Source organism: Bacillus sp. z26 (genome assembly GCF_058313635.1).
Genome location: NZ_JBZFQM010000001.1, coordinates 970,894 through 993,152 on the forward strand (window position 1 = coordinate 970,894; position 22,259 = coordinate 993,152).

The following is a 22,259-nucleotide window of genomic DNA, read 5'->3' on the forward strand; positions in this document are numbered from 1 at the left end:
CTGTTTAAATTAGCAAACAGCTAAACAAACAGCTCCATTTCCATCCTGCTTATTACAGAATTCCAGTATTTCCTTCGTAAATACGGCCACTGCGGCTATCTACAGTTATAACTTGGTTATGCGTAAATAGGCTTGTTGCATTTTCAACTCCAACAATAACCGGAATACCCTGGCTTAAACCTACAACAGCAGCATGACTCGTTAAACCGCCTTCTTCTGTTACCAAGGCTGCGCATTTTTCAATTGCTGGCATCATGTCTTTATCAGTTGCATTTGTAACTAAAATAGATCCTTCTTGAACTTTAGCAATCGCATCTTCAGCATTGTTCGCAATCACAACGCGGCCGCAAGCAGATTTTCGTCCAATTCCTTGGGCACTTGCTAACACAGATCCAATTAGATGGATTTTCATAATGTTTGTTGTACCTGATTCATTCACTGGTACACCTGCTGTGATAATAACCAACTCACCTGGTTTTACCAAGTTTTGCTCTGTAGCTGCTTGTACTGCATTTTCAAGCATGTCATCAGTAGTTGTTGTAAGAGTACCCAAAATTGGATAAACACCGGATACCAATGCTAATCGTCTCATAACTCTTTCATCAGACGTGATTGCGATAATAGGTGTTTTAGGACGGTAACGGGAAATCACACGTGCCGTTGAGCCGCTTTGTGTTGGTGTAATAATAGCTGAAACCTTTAAGTTTAAAGCTGTATGGGCTACAGATTGTCCAATTGCATCCGTCACACTATAATCATGATCTTTACTGCGAGCGGATAGAATGGCCTTATAATTTAAAGCAGTTTCTGCTTTACTAGCAATATTATGCATCGTTTGAACCGCTTCAACTGGATAATGGCCGGCAGCTGTTTCACCAGAGAGCATAATTGCATCCGTTCCATCAAAGATTGCGTTTGCCACGTCACTTGCTTCCGCACGTGTTGGACGCGGATTACGTTGCATAGAATCAAGCATTTGTGTTGCTGTAATAACCGGTTTTCCCAGTGTATTGCAGCGTTTAATTAAATCTTTTTGGACAAGAGGTACATCTTCAGCAGGAATTTCAACGCCAAGATCTCCACGTGCTACCATTAGACCATCAGAAACCTCTAAGATTTCTTCAATGTTTTCTACACCCTCATGATTTTCGATTTTCGGGATGATTTGGATATGACCGGCATTATGCTTTTCAAGTAATTCTCTGATTTCAAGAACGTCCGCGCCTCTTCTAACAAAGGAAGCTGCAATAAAATCAACTTCTTCCTGAATACCGAAAACGATATCTTCAGCATCCTTCTGTGTAATTCCCGGTAATTTCACAGAAACTCCTGGTACGTTTACACCTTTTTTGTTCTTAATCATTCCCGTGTTAAGAACTTTTGTATAGATTTCTTTTTTATCCTTATCCAAACCGGTTACTTCAAGGCCGATTAAACCATCATCTACCAAAATTCTGGATCCTTCATGAACATCATCAATGAGACCTTCATAAGTAATTGAGAATTTTTCCGGAGTACCAAGTACTTCAGTCATAGAAATCGTGACATCTTGACCAGCCACTAATTCAAAGCCATCATTCTCCATATTATGTGTGCGAATTTCCGGACCTTTTGTATCAAGTAAAATTCCTACAGTTTTGCCAGTTTCTTTAGCAGCCTGACGAATAGTTTGTATTCTTGCACGATGTTCTTCGTGACTGCCATGAGAAAAGTTAAGACGGGCAACATTCATTCCTGCCTCCATTAATGCTTTTAACTTTTCTAATGTCTCACTGGCTGGTCCAATCGTACATACGATTTTTGTTTTACGCATGTTGTATCCTCCTATTTTTACTTCTTAATTAAATTGAAAGCTCCTGAGATAATTCATACATTTTTTGGTCAATCGCATGCGGCATCTTTAACGCTTCAATAATGTCATAATCAACTAATTTGTTGTTAACGATTCCTACTGCGCGACCTCCTGTACCTTCAAGAAGCAATTCAACAGCTTTAGCAGCCAACCGACTGGCTAAAACGCGATCAGTCGCTGTTGGTGATCCCCCGCGCTGAACATGTCCTAAAACAGTCACGCGCGTTTCATGACCAGTGCGTTCCTGGATTTCTTTACCGATTTCCATACCACTGCCTACACCTTCAGCAACAATAATAATACTGTGTTTCTTTCCTCTATCATGCCCACGCTGCAGCTTATTAATGATATCATTCATATCATAGTTTTCTTCAGGAATAAGAATAGATTCCGCTCCACCGGCAAGTCCTGCCCATAATGCAAGATCTCCGGCATTTCTTCCCATAACCTCTATGACGTATGTTCGTTCGTGTGATGTTGCTGTATCTCTGATTTTATCAATAGAATCAATAACTGTGTTCAAGGCTGTATCAAATCCAATTGTGAATTCTGTCCCTGGAATATCATTATCAATCGTTCCAGGTACACCTATACATGGAAATCCATGCTCTGTTAAGGCTCTGGCTCCACGATAAGACCCATCTCCACCTATAACGACAAGCCCTTCAATTCCAAATTTCTTTAATTGCTCAATTCCCTTTAATTGAACATCTCTTTCCTTGAATTCTGGACAACGAGCAGTATACAGCATCGTTCCGCCTCTATGTATAATATCTCCTACTGAACCAATCTCCAGCTTTTTAATGTTTCCATTCAGAAGGCCTTGATATCCGTTATAAATTCCATAAACCTCTAAATCGTGGAAAATGGCTTTTCTTACAACGGCACGTACCGCAGCATTCATGCCTGGTGAATCTCCCCCACTTGTTAATACACCTATTCTTTTCATGATATCACCCCGTGTTTAGTATTATCCTCATTGAGTATACATCTGTAATAGACAGAAACACAATCACGAAATATAAGTTGTTTCCGTTTAATCATATTCACATCGCATCCTTATTCTATGATAACAAAAACCTTTCGTAAAGCCCCTTGTACCAAGGAAATTTTTATGAAAACGGTGCCATGATGGTTGTTCTTCAATATTTTTCAAGGTAATTTTAAATAATGGACATTTCTTGTATTTTTCCCTAAACCACAAAAAAAGAAACGTACATCTAATATGTACGTTTCAGATTGTAGACAAAAGGAATTCAGAATGACCCAATAGAGGCCGATTTCTAAATTATATATTGAATGAATGTCATTTTGATTAATACGAACGGATCAATACTTGGACGCCCACGTTCAGCCGAATATTTATCCTCAACCAGTGGATAGATAAACGAAAAATCAATGGCGGCTTCTACTTTACAAACCAAATGGTTCTCCGGACAAGTTGTTCTAACGTAATCACCTCTAACTGTTCACGATTCATTTGCCTATAGAGGATTTCTGGTTAAACAGAGAACGCAGTGACCTTTTTCTGCAGAATGGGTGGTGAGACTCCTGCGGGAAGAACAAGCGTATCGAGACCCCGCAGTGCAAAGCACGAGGAGGCTTGATGCTTGCCCGCGGAAAGCGAGCCCATTCTGCAGAAAATAGCGTGAACTGGATAGAAGAGGACAGAGAAAACAAAAAACTGTAGACAAGGTCCCCTAAAATAAGGACTTTGTCTACAGTCTGAAACGTACATCTAATATGTAGTACGTTTAATGATTTGTTGCAAAGTGAGCTGAAAAATCATACTTCCCTATATTTTTATATTTGTCATACCTTCTATTAACCAATTCCTCGCTGCTCATTTCTTTTAATTGATCCAACGACTTCTGTAAGATTTTATCTATTTCCTTTGCCTGATCTTTCACCGAACGGTGGGCACCCCCAAGTACTTCAGGAATAATCTCATCTATAATGCCCAACTCTTTCAAATCAGGTGCCGTAATCTTCATCGATTCTGCCGCTTTCTTTGCCATGGAGGCATCTTTCCAAAGGATGGATGCCGCACCTTCAGGAGAAATAACTGAGTAGGTGGAATTCTCAAGCATATGGATATGGTCACCCACACCAAGAGCCAATGCTCCTCCACTTCCCCCTTCGCCAATTACAATACATACGATAGGTACTTTTAAGCCAGCCATTTCGAATAAATTCCTGGCGATAGCTTCACTTTGTCCCCGTTCTTCTGCCGCCTTACCAGGATAGGCTCCCTTTGTATCAATAAAACAGATAATAGGTCTCTTAAATTTTTCTGCCTGCTTCATTAATCGTAAAGCTTTTCTGTATCCTTCCGGATGAGGCATACCAAAATTTCGGCGAATATTATCTTTCGTGTCTTTGCCCCGCTGATGGCCAATTACGGTCACTGGCATTCCATGATATTTGGCTATACCGCCTACTATTGCTTCATCATCACCAAAAAGTCGATCCCCATGACACTCAAAGAATGACGTAAATAACTGTTCTATGTAATCGCAGGTGGTAGGCCGCAATGAATACCTGGCTATTTCCACACGATCCCATGGCTTTATATTTTGATACAACTCTTTTTCCAATTCAGCCAGCCGTTCATCCAGCTTTATAATCTCCTCTGTAAAATCTCCATCCGAATATGTAGTCATTTTCTTCAATTCATTTATTTTTTTTTGAAGATCCTGTATTGGTTTTTCAAATGACAATTCTCCCGGCATCATTTATCCCCCCCTGTTGTATGAATATCAATAATAGCAGCCAATGTCTGTTTCATTTCACATCTTGGCACCACTGCATCTAGTTGACCATGTTTTAACAGGAATTCAGCTGTTTGAAAATCCTCCGGTAATTTTTCGTGGATGGTTTGCTCAATAATACGGCGACCGGCAAATCCTATTAAAGCACCAGGTTCTGCAAGATTATAATCCCCGAGTGATGCGAAACTTGCTGACACCCCACCAGTTGTCGGATGAGTCATAACTGAAATAATCAGTCCCGACCGTTCACTAAACCGTTTTAAAGCCGCACTTGTTTTCGCCATTTGCATGAGACTTATAACTCCCTCTTGCATTCTGGCTCCACCAGAGGCCGTAAATATAACAAATGGCAACTTTAATTCATCCGCTTTTTCAATAGCCCTTGTAATCTTCTCACCAACCACAGAGCCCATACTGCCCATCCGAAAGGTAGAATCCATTATGGCAACGACAGTGGTCTGACCACCGATTCGACCTACCCCTGTTACTACCGCTTCATTCTGATTCGTCTTGTTTCGATCACTATTTAGCTTTTCAGTATAATTAGGGAAATTCAATGGATTTCCAGAAATCATTTCCCGATCGTATTCCTCAAATGAATCCTTATCCAATAAGCTGCTTAAACGTTCAACGGCATTCATCGGGTGATGATACCCACATTTTGGGCAAACTTTATCATTCTTTAATATTTCTTTTGAGTAATTAATATTTTTACAGGATGGGCATTTCATCATAATTCCTTCAGGTACATCTTGTTTAGCTTGCTCGGAAGGAATAGTTGCATACTTCTTTTTCTTTGTGCGAGAAAACATGTCTTTCAACAAAGCTCTCGATCCCCTTTCGTATTACAATGAACCTACTCATTATTTCATCAGCCAGTGATTTCAGAAAAGCACCTTATCTATTATACCTGCCTTCCATTCAGATATATACAGACTATGGTAATAGGACAAACTACTTGGTGGACTCCGTTTCCTCTCTTCTGCTGCAAAGGACGTGGTTACTTAGAAAATTTATTATGTTTAATTATTTCCTTTAATGACTTAGTAAAACAAAAAAAACCTTTAAACCTCTCAATCCTATGTCCTAGTGAAGTCATTGAATTAAAAGGTTTGTAAGGTTTAGGAATTTGGCCTTATATAGTTTACAAAATGTACCTTTATAAGGCCAATATATGATGGTTTTTTATTCACTTATCACAAAATCTCTGATGTTTTCTCTGATTTTTGTCTCGTATATTTCAAGTGCTTCATCTTTTTGGCCGTTCTCAAGTAAAGCAGCCAAAATGATATACTGCTTCGGATCCTTAATGAAAAATTCATAGCCCGATGCTTTGCAATAACTATTTACCGTTTTCCATATTCTCTCCATCAAACGATTTTCTGTCAATTCGGCCAATTTGGAGAAGTAAGCCTCATCTGTAAATGCGTTGTTTTTGGCCCAATTATAAAAATCTTTAATAGCCTCTGGATTCCTTTGATTAAATTCAGCCATTATTCGTATACAATCTTTTTCCAGCAATATTTTCACTTCAATTAAATCTTTCTTTGTTTTACCTTCTAAAATAAAAAATGAACCGAGTAATTCTACAAGCTTATGCTCCTGGAAATCATGTATGAATGTACCTTCTCCCCTTCTTGTTTCAATCAGCCCTAAAAGTTCCAGTGCTCTCAAAGCTTCTCTGACTGAGGAACGGCCAACATTTAATCGATCTGACAGTTCCCTTTCAGAAGGAATTTTATCTCCTGAAACAAGATGGTCTTCTTCAATCATTCTTTGCAGTTTACGAACTATCTCTAAATATACTTTGGATTGTCCCTCAGTTTGCTGTTGCATCTGTCATCACTCACTTTTTCCAATGGAGGATAGTAATTCTGTCTTCTTTCTGATTTCTTCAGGGTCAACTTTTAATCTGGCAACCCCTGTTTCCATAGCCGCTTTTGCTACTGCTGCAGCTACTGCCGGCGCAACCCGTGGATCAAAAGGTGCCGGTATGACATAATCCGCGTGTAATTCTTCGTCTGCAATCAGATTGGCAATCGCCTCAACAGCTGCAACTTTCATTTTCTCATTAATATGAGTCGCTCTGACATCAAGTGCCCCTCTAAAGATTCCCGGGAAAGCTAATACATTATTTACCTGATTAGGAAAATCTGATCTTCCCGTACCCACAACAGCTGCTCCCGCTTCTTTAGCCAATTTCGGCATAATTTCAGGAACTGGATTAGCCATTGCAAAAATGATTGGATCAGGGGCCATAGATTTAATCATTTCTGATGTCAATGCACCAGCAACCGATACGCCGATAAAGACATCTGCATCTTTAATGACATCTTCCAAACTTCCTTCCATTCGATCTCTATTGGTGTATTTAGCGACTTGAGCTTTTACAGTATTCATACCATAAGCACGATCTTCGTAAATGGCACCTTTACTATCGCACATGATTAAATCGCGTACACCATAGTTATAAAGAAGTTTAATAATAGCTATACCGGCAGCCCCCGCGCCGTTCGCTACCACTTTTATCTCAGACATTTTTTTATTGGACAGTTTCAGGGCATTGACCAGACCTGCAACCGTCACAATCGCTGTACCATGCTGATCGTCATGGAAAACGGGGATATTTATTTCTTTTTTAAGTCTTTCTTCAATGACAAAACAATTTGGAGCAGCTATATCTTCTAAATTGATTCCGCCAAAGGTAGGTTCAAGTAATTTTACGGTCTCTACAATTTTATCAACGTCGTTTGTATTTAAACAGATTGGGAATGCATCGACTCCCGCAAATGCTTTAAATAGTAATGCTTTGCCTTCCATGACCGGCAATGCTGCTTCCGGGCCGATATTTCCAAGACCTAATACCGCTGTTCCATCTGATACCACGGCCACCATATTGCCCTTAATAGTATATTCATATACTGCCTCAGGCTTATCATGTATAAGTTTACATGGTTCGGCTACACCAGGAGAATATGCAAGACTTAAGTCATGTGCATTCCGCAGAGGTACCTTGGCTACCGTTTCCAGTTTCCCTTTATTTAAACGATGCATATGCAACGCTTCTTCTCTTAATGTCAATTACCTACACCCCTTTTTATTATATAAAGACAATTAAATCCATTTTTGGTCAGGCCTGAAATTATACTGTAAATATATCACAATATTCAGTCTTGTACATAGTTAATCTTCTTTGATTAAAACATTTCCTTCCCCTATAATTCCTTCTAAATCTGCTAATAAGGCAGGTGTAGGGTTCACCCAATTTTCTCTGGATAACTGTATGGTTTTTGCCTCTTTTTCATAATATACATATACTTTGGTGTTCCCACGGTATCGGTTCAGAATGTTTCGAATGGCCGTTAATGTTTTACTCGTTTGAACATTCGGAGCAACCTTTATATATACCGATTTGAAGAGTTCTTTTATTTGTGGAATATTATTCTCTAAATCATACATATTTTGAATAACAAATTGTTTCTTACTATTCCGTTCTTCCAGCTTTCCTTCTATTAAAACTAAACTTCCTTCTTTTAATAACGACGAGTATTGCTTGTACACATTTGGGAAAGCAACACCCTCCATATCGCCCGTTTCATCGCTTAAAAACAAGAAAGCCATACTTTCCCCCTTCTTCGTGCGAATTGCTTTAACGGATTGTATATAAGCTCCAATGAATCCAGTTGAGTTCAATGAGAACTTAGAAAGAGGCAGTGCCCCTGCATTTTTCAATAACGCCCTTGACCCGCTGATGGGATGTTCAGATAAGTATAAGCCTAGAACCTCTTTTTCTTTTTGTAATTTTTTATCCGTTGGCATCGAATCTACCACTATATATTTCGGCTTAATAAACAGATCATCAGCATCAAAAAAGCCGTCATCTTCGGAATCAGGACGAACCAATTCGGCATGTTCCAGTGCCACATCGATACTTGCCAGAATGCTTGCGCGGTCCATATTAAACTCATCAAATGCACCGGCATAACATAAATTTTCCAATACTTTTCTATTTATTATGCGTAACGGAATACGTATACAGAAGTCAAACAAGTCTTCGAATGGGCCATTCTTTCGTGCCGTAACGATTTCTTTTAAGACAGACGCTCCAATTCCTTTCACGGCTGCCAGGCTATAACGTACGCCTTGCTCTCCTTCAAGAACAAAAGGGAAGTGGCTTTTATTGATTGATGGTGGATAAACAGTATACTCTTTTGATTTTAATTCCTGGACATACTGAGCTATTTTCTCATCGTTTCCAATCACCGAAGTCATTAATCCAGCCATAAAGCTTGGAAAATAATTTGCCTTTAAATACGCCAACTGATAAGCAATTAAGCTGTAAGCGACCGCATGGCTTCTATTAAATCCATAGTTTGCAAACCGGACGATTAAATCATACACTTCATTAGCTATATGATGTTCATATCCTTTAGAAATAGCTCCTTTTACGAAATGAGCTCTTTGTTCATCCAGCACATCCTTTTTCTTTTTGCTCACAGCTCGTCTCAGTAAATCCGCTTCTCCTAAGCTGAAGCCGGCCATCGTGGAAGCAATCTGAATAATTTGCTCCTGATACACGATAATCCCGTAGGTAGATTTCAGAATCGTTTCCAATTCGGGAATAGGAAATGCAATGGGCTCACTCCCATGTTTACGATTTATAAAAGCAGGGATATTGTCCATTGGACCCGGTCTGTACAATGCATTAACTGCTACTAAATCTTCAAAGACGGTTGGTTTTAGTTTTTTGAGGACATTTTGCATGCCCGCAGATTCGAATTGAAAAATCCCAGAAGTTAAACCCTTGCTTAATAATTCAAATGTATTCCTATCATCCAATGGAATCTGATTTAATGTAATCCTTTTACCAGGCATCCGATTAATCTGTTTTATAATTTGATCAATTAAGGTTAAATTCCGCAGGCCTAGAAAATCCATTTTCAAAAGGCCGATTTCTTCTAAAATCTCCATTGGGAATTGAGTTAAATAAACACCTTCATGTCCATCCTGGATCGGTATTAAGTCTGTCAGCGGCTGATCCGTTATAATCACACCTGCCGCATGAATGGATGTATGTCTCGGGAGGCCTTCCCATTTCCTTGCAATTTCATAGATTTGTTTATGAAGGGCCGATTCGTCCCTCCATGAACGAAAACGACTGGATTCAGATTCAGCCAATTGTATGGTTAACCCGTTGATGGAAGGCAAGGAGCGGGAAAGCATATCCAGCTCCTTCGTATTTAAACCACATACTCTTCCTGCATCACGCAAGGCTGCCTTTGCTCCAAATGTACCAAATGTGATGATTTGAGCCACATGGATAGGCCCATATTTATTTGCTACATAACGGATTATTTCTTCTCTGCGGTTATCCGGAAAATCAATATCAATATCAGGCATTGTAACCCTCTGCGGATTCAAGAATCTCTCAAATAAGAGGTTATATTTGATAGGGTCTACATTCGTGATTCCCAGTACATAGGCAACCATTGACCCTGCAGCCGAACCACGTCCCGGCCCTGTTAAAATTCCTTGTCTATTGGCATGATTCATAAAGTCCCAAACGATCAAAAAATAATCACTGAATCCCATAGATGATATAACAGACAGTTCATATTCCAAACGTTCATAATGCTTTTTATCAGGATTAGAATAACGTTTCGCGAATCCTTTCTTGCAAATTTCCGTCAAATACTGTTGAGCTGACAAATCATTTGGTACTGGGAACTTCGGAAGTAATCTTTGATTAAATTCTAAGGTTACTTGGCATTGTTCAGCTATTCGGACAGTATTTTCGAGTGCATCTACATCGGATGAATACCATTCCATCATTTCCGATCGGCTTGCAAAATGCTTCCTTTCACCCTTAGGCAATTCAGTATAATCCAGTTCTTCTATCTTTATATTATTTTTTAAACACATCAAAGCCTGATAAGCGAGTGAGTCTTCCTCTTTCAAATAGCAGATATGGTGAGCAGCGACAAGCTGGGTGTTTGTTTGATCAGCCAATTGCTTGACCGCCTCACGTGCCATGTTGTCTGAATGCGATTCAGGCAGTGTAAGATAAAAAGAAAGATCACCAAACAATTTTTTATATTTCAGAAGGATTTTCTCTGCCTCACTGACACGGTATGTAAGCGCACTCTCGATTTCCCCTTCTCTCCCAGGAGAGATTGCAATTAACCCTCTTGCATATCCTTTCAACCATCTGAAAGGCAAACCATTTGGAGATTTCGTTTGAATCGCGCTCGATATTTTCATCAGATTGTGATAGCCCTCATTATCCTTCGCCAGTAAAATCAGAGGGTAGCTTTCCTTTTCTTCATCATCAAATATATCTGCAGTCAAACCGATAATAGGCTTAATTCCTTGTGCCATACATTCCTTGTAAAAAGACACAGCCCCATACATAACATTACGATCTGTTAGTGCTATACTGCTGAAACCATTATTCTTCGCTGAGGTAATGATATCCCTTATTGATAACGTACTCTCTAGAAGACTATAAGCGCTATATACATGAAGATGGATTAATGACATTACAAGTCACATCCTTGTTAACATTTTATTAATCAGTAGAAATTTTCTCTTATATCTATTATAGAAGTCCCATGCAAAAAAAGAAAATATGTTCGGTAAAGTTTTGATAACTTTTTCTAAGTTACATATTAAGTACTACACCCTCATATATATGTAAAAAAACAAAAAGGACGAGGATGATGAACCAAGCTTTTTTACCAGCTTTTATAAACAGTTTCTTCATATCATTTGGCGTTTTACTAGGCGGGTCGTTAATTGGTGGATTGGCTGCTTTCATAACCGGTCAACCCCCATTAACTCATGTATACCGGCTTTCAGAAGGATTGAGAATTTGGGCTATAGTAGCAGCTATCGGCGGGACATTTGATGCGGTCTATTCATTTGAACGAGGCATCTTTCACGGCGCGACCAAAGATTTATTCAAACAAATTTTAATAATTATTTCTGCACTTGGAGGAGCACAGGCGGGCGCACTTATTATCCAATGGTTGACACAGGAGCAACTGAATCCATGAGAATCCCTCCGTATTATAGAAACCCCCTGTGGCAGCGTTTTTTTGCAGGAATGATTATGGGGGCCATTATAGGCTGGGGTCTTTTTTTGTATATGTTTGGGGACTTGCAGGAAAAACAGATTCAATTGATTGAAACGCAACAAGATGCCATTAAAGATTTACACGATGAGCTTGAGATATGGCAAAATGAATATGAAATTTTAAACAAAAAAAATGAAAGTAAATTACTTGTGCAGGATATATCTATCCGTATAATAAACTATAAAAAATACAGATTGGATCCCCTCAGTATTTTTGAAGTAGAGCAAAGCATTAAGAAGGACTTTGACAGTTTATTAGGCAAAGATTTGGAAAGTGTCAGCCGCGGAAAAGAGCTCCTTAAAAGAGCCATTATTAATAAGGATATCAAATTAAACGGCAGGCACTACCAAGTGGAAATTAAGGAATTAATTATTTATACACATATCGAGATTGATTTATCGATTAAACAAATATAATAACAGCCGGGCACCTCATACCTGGCTGTTATTAATTTATTTAGACTAAGTAGTCAGAACAAACCTGGACGAGATCAGCGAGCACATGATCCATATCTTCCCAATTGTAAATGGTCGCGCCTGATGCCATAGGGTGACCCCCTCCATTGTATTTCATAGCCACCTTATTAATAACAGGTCCTTTGGATCTGAGGCGAACACGAATTTCCTCATCTTCTTCTATGAAAAATACCCATGCATTGATTCCCTTTACTGAACCTAATGTACTAACGAGTAAAGAGGCTTCAGAGGGTTTCACACCGAATTTGTTCATCGTCTCCTGCCTAATAACGACTACGCCTACTCCTGGATTAATTATTTTGAAGTTTTCAAATACATACCCATTCAGGCGAACGACCGATTCATCCACATCATACATGCCATTGTATATGTCGGAGCGATTAAATCCATACTGAATAAGCTCACCCGCATACAGGAATGTTTTGTCAGTCGTGCTTGGGTAAAGGAATCTTCCCGTGTCACCAACTATCCCCGCATACAATAAGCGTGCTGCTTCTTGATTCATACGGAACCCTTTATCTTTACCATACTCAAATAATTCATAAATCATTTCACTGCAGGAACTGGCTGATGTATCTACCCATAAAAGATCTCCATAAGGATCCTCATTCGGATGATGATCTATTTTAATGAGCATATCGCCTTTCGTGTAACGCTGATCACAGACCCTTGCCTGATTGGCTGTATCACAAACAATAACCAATGCCCCTTTATATACTTCATCAGAAATGACATCAAGCCTCTTTAAAAAGTGTAAAGACTCCTCTTCTTGCCCAACCATGAAAACACGTTTATCCGGAAACGAATACTTAATCATTTCTCCTAATCCGCATTGTGATCCATAGGCGTCAGGGTCCGGACGAACATGCCTGTGCAAAATAATCGTATTATATGTTTTTATTGCTTCTATAATCTGTTCTTTCATCGCTCTTCTCCTTTTAAGTTGCTTATTTATGTATACAATGCATCTGCTATCCCTAGTAAAGGATATAGAAAGGTCTGCTAAAATCCATATTGGTACATTTTTTCAAAATCTTGTACAATATAGGGATACAAACCATTTGGAGGCACAATGTATGATTATATTCGTATTTTTGATTGTCATGTCTTTTTCTTTTTTTATTTATTATAAGACAAAATATTTCAGAACCAAGCTACCTATGCAGCGAGCACATCTAACCGGTAAATCATCAATCTCTTTAGGATTGTTTGTAACTCTGTTTGGCCTTAATCAGCTATTCCTATTTCAATCGACTGTTACCTTTATCGTTGCTGCAATCTTCATCCTAGTAGGTGGAATGAGTGTTTATAACGGTATAAAAATGTATAAATACTATGCTCCCCTGGCTGAAGAAGAATATCATGCAGCTATGAAATAATGTATCACGGAAATACCAAAAAATAAGCAAATTGCCTTTATAGTAACTATAAAGGCAATTTTTTTATAACAGATTACGTTCTCTCTAATAATTGGCATGTCATCATCGCTTTTCCAACCAATTTGCCCTCATTGAAGACTTCTATATCAACTTTTCCAAACTTCCGGCCAATTTCCAGAACCTTTGGAACGATTTTGAGTCTGCTCTCCAGCTGTACAGGCTTAAGGAAATAAATTGTCATATTTTCAACAACTAAATCCCCGCGTTTATATCCTCTCATCACTCTGTTCGTCGCTTCAATGACCATAGCCGTGAATACGCCATAAGAAATGGTACCCAACTGGTTAGTCATTTGCGGCGTCACTTCACACTGATACGTATCCTCACCTTGAACAACAGTCATTTGATTCGCTATGACATCATCAATTGTTTCTCCAACCTGCGGCTGACGCTGGCTCATTTGCAGTGCCTTCAGGACATCTTGTCTGCTAATGATTCCAATCAACAGATTACGATTATCTACGACCGGCAGTAATTCAATACTTTCCCAAACCATCATATGGGCAGCTGAAGCCACACTTGTTTTTTCACCTACAAAGATAGGATTCTTAGTCATCACCTTTTCAATCTGCACGGAAGCGTCATGACCCAGAATATCCCTGGATGTAACCATTCCCTGCAAACGAAGACTTTCATCCACTACCGGAAAGCGGCTGTGTTTTGTTGTTCTATTCAGCTCCGTCCATCTTTCGATTGTGTTGCCCACTTTCAGGACTTCTGTTTGCTGAATTGGAATAAGAATATCTTCAACAAGTAAAATTTCTTTCTTGATAAGCTGATCATAAATTGCCCTATTAATCATTGTAGCAACCGTAAAGGTATCATAGGATGTAGAAATTACGGGCATTTGTAACTCATCAGCCAGCCTTTTTACGGATTCAGCTGTATCAAACCCGCCGGTAATGAGAACAGCTGCTCCTGCTGTTAATGCAAGTTCATGCGCCTTAACACGGTTCCCGACAATTAGAAGATTGCCCGCCTCTGTGTAACGCATCATGGCTTCCAGTTCCATAGCTCCGATGACAAATTTATTCAGGGTTTTATGAAGCCCTGTTCTGCCTCCGAGTACCTGACCATCCACTATATTGACTACCTCAGCAAATGTCAATCTCTCTATATTTTCTTTTTTCTTGCGTTCAATACGAATCGTTCCAACTCTTTCAATCGTACTGACATACCCTTTATTTTCTGCCTCTTTAATTGCTCGATAGGCGGTCCCCTCACTAACGCTTAGCGCTTTTGCAATTTGCCGTACCGAGATTTTTTGACCGATCGGAAGTTCATCAATATATGCTAGTATTTGTTCATGCTTAGTAGCCAAACTATTCACCCTTTTTCGTTATCCATTATTACTATTATAATGGGAAACGCTCCAATCAATCAACGTGACCTTTTATATTGCTTGGAAATAAGGGGTTTTTCTGCTTTTTTTGCCTGTACGGTTGTCCCTTTTTTGCCTTCATTATAAAGAATAGCTGATAGATTCCCTCCCATTACACTAAAGACCAGTGCAAGCCATGCGGATGAAAAAAGACTTTCTTCCAGATTCCCTTCAAATGATAAATAGGGAAGCGCCCATATCATCATGGCTAAACTGCTGACCAGACATATTCCATAACGGATTTTCATTGATTCATCCCTCCTATAGAATAAATATATGAATAAACGAAAAAAAAAGAAGCACACATATAGCTCTATGCTTCATGCGTGCTTCAATTCTTTATAATTCAATAGACTCTCCCGGATTCATTACTTGAACAAGATTCTTCCCACATAAGGAGGCAAAATAATAAGGATCCTGCTTAATAGGAGGAAACGTATTATAGTGAATAGGAACTACTAGTTTAGGATGTAGAAACTCTGCAGCCAAGGCAGCATCCTCCGGCCCCATAGTAAAATTGTCTCCTATCGGCAAGAAGGCTAAATCAATAGGATGACGATCACCAATCAGCTTCATATCCGAGAACAACCCTGTATCTCCAGCATGATAAATTGTTTTATCCTCAGCTGTAATCAATAGTCCAGCAGGCATTCCGCCATAAATCATTTGACCATTTTCCTCGAATCCTGTTCCATGAAAAGCTTGGGTAAGTTTAACTCTTCCAAACTCAAAGTCATATGCTCCTCCAATGGACATGCCATGTGTTTTTACACCTTTCCATCCCAGGTATGTACTTAATTCAAAATTACAAATAACAAGCGCATCATGATCTTTTGCTAACTGAACCGTATCCCCTAAGTGATCATCATGTCCATGGGTAATTAAGATATAATCAGGCTTTAGATCTCCAACTTTTAAATCAGTGAGATCATTTCCTGTAATAAACGGATCGATCAGCAGCTGCTTTCCTCTAGTTTCAATTTTTACAACGGAATGGCCATGGAAAGATACTTTCATTTAATTCAGCCCTTTCTCTGTTTTTTTCAATAAATACCCTTTTTCTTAAGTTATCTAACAATTTACTTTATACTATATAATTGATAATCTACTGTCATAGTAACATTTACATAAATTTTAATGGAGGTACGATATGAGTAAATTGAACCAATTGGCAAATTGGCTGACCGAAAAACAGGCTGATGCTGCTTTTATTACATCTACAGAAAATGTATTTTATCTTAGCGGGTTCTATAGCGACCCTCATGAACGCTTATTGGCTGTACTCGCATTTCCTACTGAAGAACCTATATTAATATGCCCACAAATGGAGGTTCCAGATGTAAAACAGGCTGGCTGGCGTTATGAAGTACTAGGGATATCCGATACACAAAATCCTTGGGAAGTCATTAAGGAAACATTGAATAAACGGAACATTACTATTCAAGCCTTAGCAGTAGAAAAAGAACATTTAACGATGGAACGTCTTGAAGGACTTAATTCCATCTTGAATCATCCTACATACTTATCAGCAGAAGAAAAAATGCGCCAAATGCGTATGATAAAAAGTCCATCTGAATTAAAAATCATTAAAGAAGCGTGTCGCCTTGCTGATTATGCCGTAAAAATTGGAACTGAAGAAATTGCAGAAGGTAAAACTGAAATGGAAATACTGGCTGCATTAGAGTATCAATTAAAAAAAGAAGGCGTATCGGAAATGTCTTTTGCCACAATGGTACTGACTGGTGACAATGCCGCTTCCCCTCATGGAGTTCCAGGACAGACTAAAGTCAAAAAGGGTGATTTGGTCCTCTTCGACTTAGGTGTAGTCGTGGATGGATATTGTTCCGATATCACACGTACAGTTGCTTACGGGCAAATAAATGAGGTCCAAAAGGAAATCTACGATACTGTACTCGAGGCCCAAATTGCTGCTGTTCAAGCATGTCGACCTGGTAAAACGTGCGCCGAAATTGATTTAACAGCCCGTACTATTATCAGAGATAAAGGGTATGGTGACTACTTCCCTCATCGCCTTGGCCATGGACTTGGCATCAGCGTGCATGAATATCCTTCCTTGACTGAAATAAACACTCTGCCTCTTCAGGAAGGAATGGTCTTTACAATCGAACCTGGTATATACGTGCCTGGCAAAGCCGGTGTACGGATTGAAGATGATTTGTATGTGACAGAAAACGGTGTGGAGATACTCACTAAATTCCCTAAAGAACTGGTAACCATTTAATAGTCAACAGACAGCGAGGATCACTCGCTGTTTTTATATGATTAAAAATAGAAACATCTAGCCGGGGTAAGAAAATTTCAATTTATATGCGACTCCAATAGTTATTTTATAATAATAATTCAAAAAATAATATATTTGAATTTGTAGTATTTTTATGAAATTAAACTTCTTTTCATAATATGTTCATATAATTTTCCGACTTTTCGTGTAATTTGTAGTATAATATAAATATACTTAAAGGAGGAGATTAATATGGCAATATCCTATAATAATATCCTTGTGGCAGTAGACGGTTCACAGGAAGCAGAATGGGCGTTTAAAAAAGCAATTGATGTGGCTAAACGAAATGATGCCAGATTAGTATTAGCTCATGTTGTCGACAACCGTACCTTTGCCGCAGTTGAAGCGTACAGCATTTCCATTTCTGAGAGTGCTGAACAATATGCAAAAGACCTTTTAGAAGAATATAAACAAATGGCACTTGATGCAGGCGTCAGAGATGTTGCCGTCTGTATTGAATTTGGCTCTCCAAAAGTGAAAATTCCTAAAGATATCGCCAAATCCTATAATGTGGACTTGATTATATGTGGCGCAACTGGTTTAAATGCCGTTGAACGTTTCTTTATCGGAAGCGTTTCAGAACATATTATCCGTTATGCAAAATGCGATGTAATGGTTATCCGTTCCGACGAGAAACCAGCTTAATAAAAAGTAACAGAGTAATCCGATTTAAACAGCAAAAATCCCATGTCTTTGGCACATGGGATTTTGCTGTATGATAGCTATTAATCAAGTAAACTCTTTGCTTGATCAATGGCCAGTCTCACTTGGTTAAAGCCTGTTCCCCCCGAGCTATTTCTTCTTCTCACAGCCTCTTCTGGTTTCAGTGCTTCATATACATCTTTTTCGATAAGTTCGGATGCTTCTTTTAATGTTTCGAATGGAATATCGAGAAGGTAATACCCTTTTTGTATACAAAAGAGTACTAATTTACCGACAATTTCATGTGCTTCGCGGAAAGGAATACCCTTTGCTGCCAAGTAATCCGCCAGTTCGGTCGCATTTGAAAAATCATTATACACCGCTTCCTTCATCACATTGGTATGAACTTTCATGGTTTCTATCATTCCATTAAAAATCTTTAAAGATCCTTTTACCGTTATGACTGTATCAAACATCCCTTCTTTATCCTCTTGCATATCTTTATTGTAAGCAAGCGGCAAGCCTTTTAAAAGTGTTAATAATCCAAACGCATTTCCATATACTCGGCCGGTTTTACCGCGAATCAGCTCAGCCATATCTGGATTTTTCTTTTGCGGCATTATACTTGAACCGGTTGAAAACGTATCATCCAACTCTATAAAATGAAACTCCTGACTGGACCATAGTATAATTTCTTCGCTGAATCTGGACAAATGCATCATGATTAAGGAGGCATTATTCAGGAATTCTGCAATGAAGTCCCGATCACTTACCGCGTCTAAACTATTTTTATATATTCCATCAAACCCCATTAACTCAGCCGTCAGTTCACGGTCAATCGGAAATGTGGTACCAGCCAAAGCACCTGCTCCAAGAGGCGATAAATTAATTCTCTTTAAGCTGTCCTGCAAACGATCCTTATCACGCTGCAGCATCCAAAAATAGGCCATGAAATGATGACCCAGTGATATAGGCTGAGCTCTTTGCAAATGGGTATATCCCGGAACAACTGTCTCAATATGTTTCTCAGCCACCTGAATCAGCGTTTTTTGAAATTCCGTAATTCCATCGATGATTTCAGAGACCTGAGCACGTAAATATAAATGCATATCGGTTGCCACTTGATCATTACGGCTTCTGGCTGTATGCAATTTACCTCCCAAAGGACCAATTTCATCTATAAGTAATTTCTCTAAATTTAAATGGATGTCTTCATATTCTACAGAAAAAGATAGCTCTCCTTTTTCAGCCTTTGCTTTTAAAGAGTTCAATCCCTTTTTAATGATATCAACTTCTTCTTCCGCCAGGATTCCACATGCACCAAGCATCGTCACATGGGCGAGGCTTCCTTCGAGGTCTTCCATGACCAACTCCTGATCAAAAGAGATGGAAGCACCAAAAGAATCAATCCATTCTTCGGCGGTTTTAGTAAATCTGCCTCCCCATAGTTTTTTCACACAGACACCTTCTTTTGATTATGAACCTGACTGTTTACTTTTGTAGGCAGTCCCCATAAATTGATAAAGCCAACCGCACTTTCATGATCAAATTCATCTGCTGATGTATAAGTTGCCAGATTTTCATTGTACAGAGAGTATTCAGATTTTCGACCTTCTATAATGGCATGCCCTTTAAATAGTTTAACGCGCACAACACCTGTAACAAAGCTTTGAGATTGTTTCAAAAACGCTATCAGAGAGTCTTTTAGAGGCGAGAACCATAAGCCTTCATAGATAAGCTCTGTTAGTTTCTTCTCAATAACCGGCTTAAAGTGTGCCAGTTCCTTTACCATTGTTAAATCTTCAAGCTCCTTATGCGCTTTAATTAATGTCAGCGCACCTGGACACTCATATATTTCTCTTGATTTAATTCCAACCAGTCGATTTTCTACATGATCAATTCTGCCAACACCATGTTTACCGGCAAGATCATTAAGATTTAGGATCAATGTGGACAATGGATACTCTATTCCATTTAAGGCAACAGGAACTCCTTCTTTAAAAGTGATTTCTACCATATCCGGGGCATCAGGAGTATGTTCTAAAGCTTCTGTTAAATCATATGCTCCTTCCGGAGGAGCTGCCCAGGGATCCTCAAGAACACCGCATTCATTGCTGCGCCCCCATAAATTTTGGTCAATAGAATATGGACTATCCAAATTGATTGGAATTGGTATATTGTTTTGTTTAGCATATTCAATTTCCTCTTCACGAGACCAGCCCCATTCTCTGACAGGAGCAAATACTTTTAAATCAGGATTTAATGCCTGAATAGACACTTCAAAACGTACCTGGTCATTCCCTTTACCTGTACAGCCATGTGCAACAGCTACCGCATTTTCCTTTTCCGCTACTTCTACCAGCTTTTTAGCTATTAACGGTCTCGATAAAGCTGATATCAACGGATATTTCCCTTCATACATCGCATGCGCCTGAAGCGCTATCAAAGCAAAATCATTCGCGAATTCTTCCTTTGCATCTATAACATAAGAAGTACAGGCACCAACCTTTATAGCCTTTTCTTTTATAAAATCTAAATCTTTACCTTCTCCTACGTCCAGGCAGCATGCCACAACGTCATACCCCTTCTGTTTTAACCAGGATATAGCAACCGATGTATCTAATCCCCCTGAATAGGCAAGAACTACTTTATCTTTATTCATGAACGATCCCCTCCGATGTATATTTATTCAATAAATAATATTTTTATGCATTAGAATATGTTATTCACTTTACCAACAATATGTTACTTTTTCAAGTGTTAACTGAAAATTTATTTTTAATTGAATTGTTTTACCATAGATGTAACACCTTGATAAAAAAAGAAATTAGTATATAACTGTCAACTTGTGTAAACTATTTTTATGAATTAAACTTTGGGGAGTGAAACAAGATGGACGATATTTTTATTTACAATGAACGCCTCGGTATACCGATTCCTCGTTTAAAGCAAGACTTCTTTGTCTATCCATTAGCCATGCAGCAAGCTATTCTTGTTCACTGGGAACAGATTAGAGGGACAATTCCGGAACGTATAACACAATTAGAAAGACTGATTCATCATAAATTAAATCTCTTAAATAATGAGGACGATTTTGAAGCAGCATGTACTCTTAATTATGAAATCGCTGAACATGCCGCAATCATTAATGATTTATGGATTTGGTACCGAACCAACCAGGATATAACAAGTAAGACTCATTCATAATGGATAAATCAATTAAAAAACCGCCCTTTTTTAGGGACGGCTCTTATTATTTTATTCACTTATTATGCAATTTCCAATGTACCAAGAGGTTTCACACCTTTGTTGATCTATACCTTCATTCATGATGAAAGACTCTCTTTCTCACTTAAGTATCGGTACTTATAAAATTTATCTGCGAAATCCGTCACTCTTTTAGTTAAGCGGTAATTTGCACTTGAACCAATCGCCGCACTGATAACCGGGAATCCTTTAAATACCTTTTTCCGAAAGAAATAAATAGCCATTGCCTTCATCATTTGTTTAATAGGCTGGTCAAACCAAAATATATTACTCATCTCTTCCTCCCCTTCATAAAAATAAGATGGGGGATGTTCCAGATCTTCCATTAGTGTTTCCCAGAAATATTTTTGCATTCGATCAGGCATTGTACCTGCATGGAATACCTTTAATGAAAGCATAATCTCATAAGGTGTATTCATTTCATAACCATATGAAATACCAATCAACTGAATGCTCCTTAAGTTGATTACCATTTGAGCCGGCAAATCTGCTGCCAATACTAAGCCACCATTAATAGCCGAAAATCCCCCCTGTACGAAAGAATAAAGCCGATGTCTGGCTACTTGCTGTTCAGCAATATAGGAGAGCTGATCAATGGAAAGATCTTTTAAGTCACTCAAGGTAGAGATATTTTCATTAAAAATACGCGCATTTGTGACTATTCGATTCCGTGCATCTATTTGAAATTGGGATTCATGAATCATGGCATGCAGGTGAAATAACCAATTATCCATTCTAGAGAAAAATTCCTGTTGTGTACTCTCCGGCAACAGCCTGAACATATTCTCAATCCATCGATCATAATACGTTTCAAAATCGGTTGGTTCACTTGCTTTCATTTCTGCTTCCCATTCTTTTAATTCCATCCAAATTTCCTGATCTCGTTTCGTAAATGCCATATAATCACCTCTTTAAATGGTCTATTATAAAAAGTATATCACATATTAACCTAATTTCTTCCTTCCGCAAAATATCATTACATTTGGTCATATC

Annotated in this window: 20 protein-coding genes and 1 pseudogene; 6 read left to right on the forward strand and 15 right to left on the reverse strand. The window is 38.7% G+C overall.

All coding sequences use genetic code 11. The annotated features are described in order from the left end of the window. Positions 1-52: 52 nt before the first annotated feature. The 8 genes and pseudogenes from pyk to dnaE form a co-directional block, all read right to left on the reverse strand. Positions 53-1,813, reverse strand: coding sequence for a pyruvate kinase (gene pyk / locus AC4G3K_RS04560; protein ID WP_491076094.1), 1,761 nt, complete (start codon positions 1,811-1,813; stop codon positions 53-55). A gap of 28 nt (positions 1,814-1,841) precedes the next feature. Further along, positions 1,842-2,801, reverse strand: coding sequence for a 6-phosphofructokinase (pfkA, locus tag AC4G3K_RS04565; protein WP_491076095.1), 960 nt, complete (start codon positions 2,799-2,801; stop codon positions 1,842-1,844). A 340-nt stretch (positions 2,802-3,141) separates the two neighbouring features. Then, a pseudogene (locus AC4G3K_RS04570) lies at positions 3,142-3,332 on the reverse strand (transposase); the annotation flags it as partial. A gap of 274 nt (positions 3,333-3,606) precedes the next feature. Further along, complete coding sequence (accA, locus tag AC4G3K_RS04575) at positions 3,607-4,584, reverse strand: acetyl-CoA carboxylase carboxyl transferase subunit alpha (RefSeq protein WP_491076251.1); 978 nt, start codon at positions 4,582-4,584, stop codon at positions 3,607-3,609. Beyond that, positions 4,584-5,447 (reverse strand): acetyl-CoA carboxylase, carboxyltransferase subunit beta, encoded by an 864-nt coding sequence (accD, locus tag AC4G3K_RS04580; protein ID WP_491076096.1) that lies wholly within the window; start codon positions 5,445-5,447, stop codon positions 4,584-4,586. Before accD ends, accA begins: the two co-directional genes overlap by 1 nt. A gap of 361 nt (positions 5,448-5,808) precedes the next feature. Beyond that, positions 5,809-6,459, reverse strand: a complete 651-nt coding sequence (locus tag AC4G3K_RS04585; RefSeq protein WP_491132590.1) for a FadR/GntR family transcriptional regulator — start codon at positions 6,457-6,459, stop codon at positions 5,809-5,811. Between the two features lie 6 nt (positions 6,460-6,465). Next, positions 6,466-7,704 carry an NADP-dependent malic enzyme gene (ystJ, locus tag AC4G3K_RS04590; protein ID WP_491076098.1) on the reverse strand — a complete coding sequence of 413 codons (1,239 nt, stop codon included), beginning with the start codon at positions 7,702-7,704 and terminating at the stop codon, positions 6,466-6,468. Positions 7,705-7,806: 102 nt separating this feature from the next. Beyond that, positions 7,807-11,163, reverse strand: a complete 3,357-nt coding sequence (dnaE, locus tag AC4G3K_RS04595) for a DNA polymerase III subunit alpha (protein WP_491132591.1) — start codon at positions 11,161-11,163, stop codon at positions 7,807-7,809. Between the two features lie 179 nt (positions 11,164-11,342). Here dnaE and ytrH point away from each other — a divergent pair, with 179 nt between their 5' ends. Together ytrH and ytrI are read left to right on the forward strand one after the other, a co-directional pair. After that, positions 11,343-11,678 carry a sporulation membrane protein YtrH gene (ytrH, locus tag AC4G3K_RS04600; RefSeq protein ID WP_491076252.1) on the forward strand — a complete coding sequence of 112 codons (336 nt, stop codon included), beginning with the start codon at positions 11,343-11,345 and terminating at the stop codon, positions 11,676-11,678. Beyond that, positions 11,675-12,175, forward strand: coding sequence for a sporulation membrane protein YtrI (ytrI, locus tag AC4G3K_RS04605; RefSeq protein ID WP_491076100.1), 501 nt, complete (start codon positions 11,675-11,677; stop codon positions 12,173-12,175). Before ytrH ends, ytrI begins: the two co-directional genes overlap by 4 nt. Positions 12,176-12,215: 40 nt before the next feature. On the opposite strand, the gene AC4G3K_RS04610 is transcribed toward ytrI, so the two are convergent. After that, on the reverse strand, positions 12,216-13,160 hold the full coding sequence (locus tag AC4G3K_RS04610; protein WP_491076101.1) for a DHH family phosphoesterase: 945 nt from the start codon (positions 13,158-13,160) through the stop codon (positions 12,216-12,218). Positions 13,161-13,311: 151 nt separating this feature from the next. On the opposite strand from AC4G3K_RS04610, the gene AC4G3K_RS04615 reads away from it, so the two are divergent. Further along, entirely contained in the window at positions 13,312-13,614 is a 303-nt protein-coding gene (locus AC4G3K_RS04615; RefSeq protein ID WP_491076102.1) for a YtpI family protein, read from the forward strand. 73 nt (positions 13,615-13,687) lie between these two features. On the opposite strand, the gene AC4G3K_RS04620 is transcribed toward AC4G3K_RS04615, so the two are convergent. From AC4G3K_RS04620 to AC4G3K_RS04630, 3 genes are all read right to left on the reverse strand, one after another. Next, a complete protein-coding gene (locus tag AC4G3K_RS04620) occupies positions 13,688-14,995 on the reverse strand; it encodes a DRTGG domain-containing protein (protein ID WP_491076103.1) in 1,308 nt (435 codons plus the stop codon). A 59-nt stretch (positions 14,996-15,054) separates the two neighbouring features. After that, the gene (locus tag AC4G3K_RS04625; protein WP_491076104.1) at positions 15,055-15,303 is read right to left on the reverse strand and encodes a hypothetical protein; all 249 of its coding nucleotides are present in this window, start codon (positions 15,301-15,303) and stop codon (positions 15,055-15,057) included. A gap of 91 nt (positions 15,304-15,394) precedes the next feature. Then, on the reverse strand, positions 15,395-16,072 hold the full coding sequence (locus tag AC4G3K_RS04630) for a metal-dependent hydrolase (RefSeq protein ID WP_491076105.1): 678 nt from the start codon (positions 16,070-16,072) through the stop codon (positions 15,395-15,397). Between the two features lie 133 nt (positions 16,073-16,205). Between AC4G3K_RS04630 and AC4G3K_RS04635 the strand changes: the two genes are divergently transcribed. Together AC4G3K_RS04635 and AC4G3K_RS04640 are read left to right on the forward strand one after the other, a co-directional pair. Next, positions 16,206-17,297 carry a M24 family metallopeptidase gene (locus AC4G3K_RS04635; protein WP_491132592.1) on the forward strand — a complete coding sequence of 364 codons (1,092 nt, stop codon included), beginning with the start codon at positions 16,206-16,208 and terminating at the stop codon, positions 17,295-17,297. A 252-nt stretch (positions 17,298-17,549) separates the two neighbouring features. After that, the gene (locus AC4G3K_RS04640) at positions 17,550-18,002 is read left to right on the forward strand and encodes a universal stress protein (protein ID WP_491076107.1); all 453 of its coding nucleotides are present in this window, start codon (positions 17,550-17,552) and stop codon (positions 18,000-18,002) included. 80 nt (positions 18,003-18,082) lie between these two features. Here AC4G3K_RS04640 and argH read toward each other — a convergent pair whose 3' ends face one another. Both argH and AC4G3K_RS04650 read right to left on the reverse strand, forming a co-directional pair. Continuing rightward, a complete protein-coding gene (gene argH / locus AC4G3K_RS04645; protein WP_491132593.1) occupies positions 18,083-19,456 on the reverse strand; it encodes an argininosuccinate lyase in 1,374 nt (457 codons plus the stop codon). Further along, positions 19,453-20,661 carry an argininosuccinate synthase gene (locus AC4G3K_RS04650; RefSeq protein ID WP_491132594.1) on the reverse strand — a complete coding sequence of 403 codons (1,209 nt, stop codon included), beginning with the start codon at positions 20,659-20,661 and terminating at the stop codon, positions 19,453-19,455. The genes argH and AC4G3K_RS04650 overlap by 4 nt, the downstream gene beginning before the upstream one ends. Before the next feature lie 230 nt (positions 20,662-20,891). On the opposite strand from AC4G3K_RS04650, the gene AC4G3K_RS04655 reads away from it, so the two are divergent. Further along, positions 20,892-21,206: a hypothetical protein gene (locus AC4G3K_RS04655; protein ID WP_491132595.1), complete on the forward strand. Its 315-nt coding sequence runs from the start codon at positions 20,892-20,894 to the stop codon at positions 21,204-21,206. Positions 21,207-21,325: 119 nt separating this feature from the next. On the opposite strand, the gene AC4G3K_RS04660 is transcribed toward AC4G3K_RS04655, so the two are convergent. Beyond that, a complete protein-coding gene (locus tag AC4G3K_RS04660; RefSeq protein ID WP_491076111.1) occupies positions 21,326-22,165 on the reverse strand; it encodes an EcsC family protein in 840 nt (279 codons plus the stop codon). Positions 22,166-22,259 lie beyond the last annotated feature (94 nt).

What these genes read in the sequence shown, in the direction of transcription:
- AC4G3K_RS04640 (WP_491076107.1), top strand. Translation starts at nt 17,550, where the DNA reads ATGGCAATATCCTATAATAATATCCTTGTGGCAGTAGACGGTTCACAG.
- dnaE (WP_491132591.1), bottom strand. Translation starts at nt 11,163, where the DNA reads ATGTCATTAATCCATCTTCATGTATATAGCGCTTATAGTCTTCTAGAG.
- AC4G3K_RS04630 (WP_491076105.1), bottom strand. Translation starts at nt 16,072, where the DNA reads ATGAAAGTATCTTTCCATGGCCATTCCGTTGTAAAAATTGAAACTAGA.
- AC4G3K_RS04660 (WP_491076111.1), bottom strand. Translation starts at nt 22,165, where the DNA reads ATGGCATTTACGAAACGAGATCAGGAAATTTGGATGGAATTAAAAGAA.
- ytrH (WP_491076252.1), top strand. Translation starts at nt 11,343, where the DNA reads ATGAACCAAGCTTTTTTACCAGCTTTTATAAACAGTTTCTTCATATCA.
- AC4G3K_RS04610 (WP_491076101.1), bottom strand. Translation starts at nt 13,160, where the DNA reads ATGAAAGAACAGATTATAGAAGCAATAAAAACATATAATACGATTATT.
- AC4G3K_RS04585 (WP_491132590.1), bottom strand. Translation starts at nt 6,459, where the DNA reads ATGCAACAGCAAACTGAGGGACAATCCAAAGTATATTTAGAGATAGTT.
- AC4G3K_RS04650 (WP_491132594.1), bottom strand. Translation starts at nt 20,661, where the DNA reads ATGAATAAAGATAAAGTAGTTCTTGCCTATTCAGGGGGATTAGATACA.
- pfkA (WP_491076095.1), bottom strand. Translation starts at nt 2,801, where the DNA reads ATGAAAAGAATAGGTGTATTAACAAGTGGGGGAGATTCACCAGGCATG.
- AC4G3K_RS04635 (WP_491132592.1), top strand. Translation starts at nt 16,206, where the DNA reads ATGAGTAAATTGAACCAATTGGCAAATTGGCTGACCGAAAAACAGGCT.
- AC4G3K_RS04625 (WP_491076104.1), bottom strand. Translation starts at nt 15,303, where the DNA reads ATGAAAATCCGTTATGGAATATGTCTGGTCAGCAGTTTAGCCATGATG.
- AC4G3K_RS04655 (WP_491132595.1), top strand. Translation starts at nt 20,892, where the DNA reads ATGGACGATATTTTTATTTACAATGAACGCCTCGGTATACCGATTCCT.
- pyk (WP_491076094.1), bottom strand. Translation starts at nt 1,813, where the DNA reads ATGCGTAAAACAAAAATCGTATGTACGATTGGACCAGCCAGTGAGACA.
- ytrI (WP_491076100.1), top strand. Translation starts at nt 11,675, where the DNA reads ATGAGAATCCCTCCGTATTATAGAAACCCCCTGTGGCAGCGTTTTTTT.
- accA (WP_491076251.1), bottom strand. Translation starts at nt 4,584, where the DNA reads ATGCCGGGAGAATTGTCATTTGAAAAACCAATACAGGATCTTCAAAAA.
- AC4G3K_RS04615 (WP_491076102.1), top strand. Translation starts at nt 13,312, where the DNA reads ATGATTATATTCGTATTTTTGATTGTCATGTCTTTTTCTTTTTTTATT.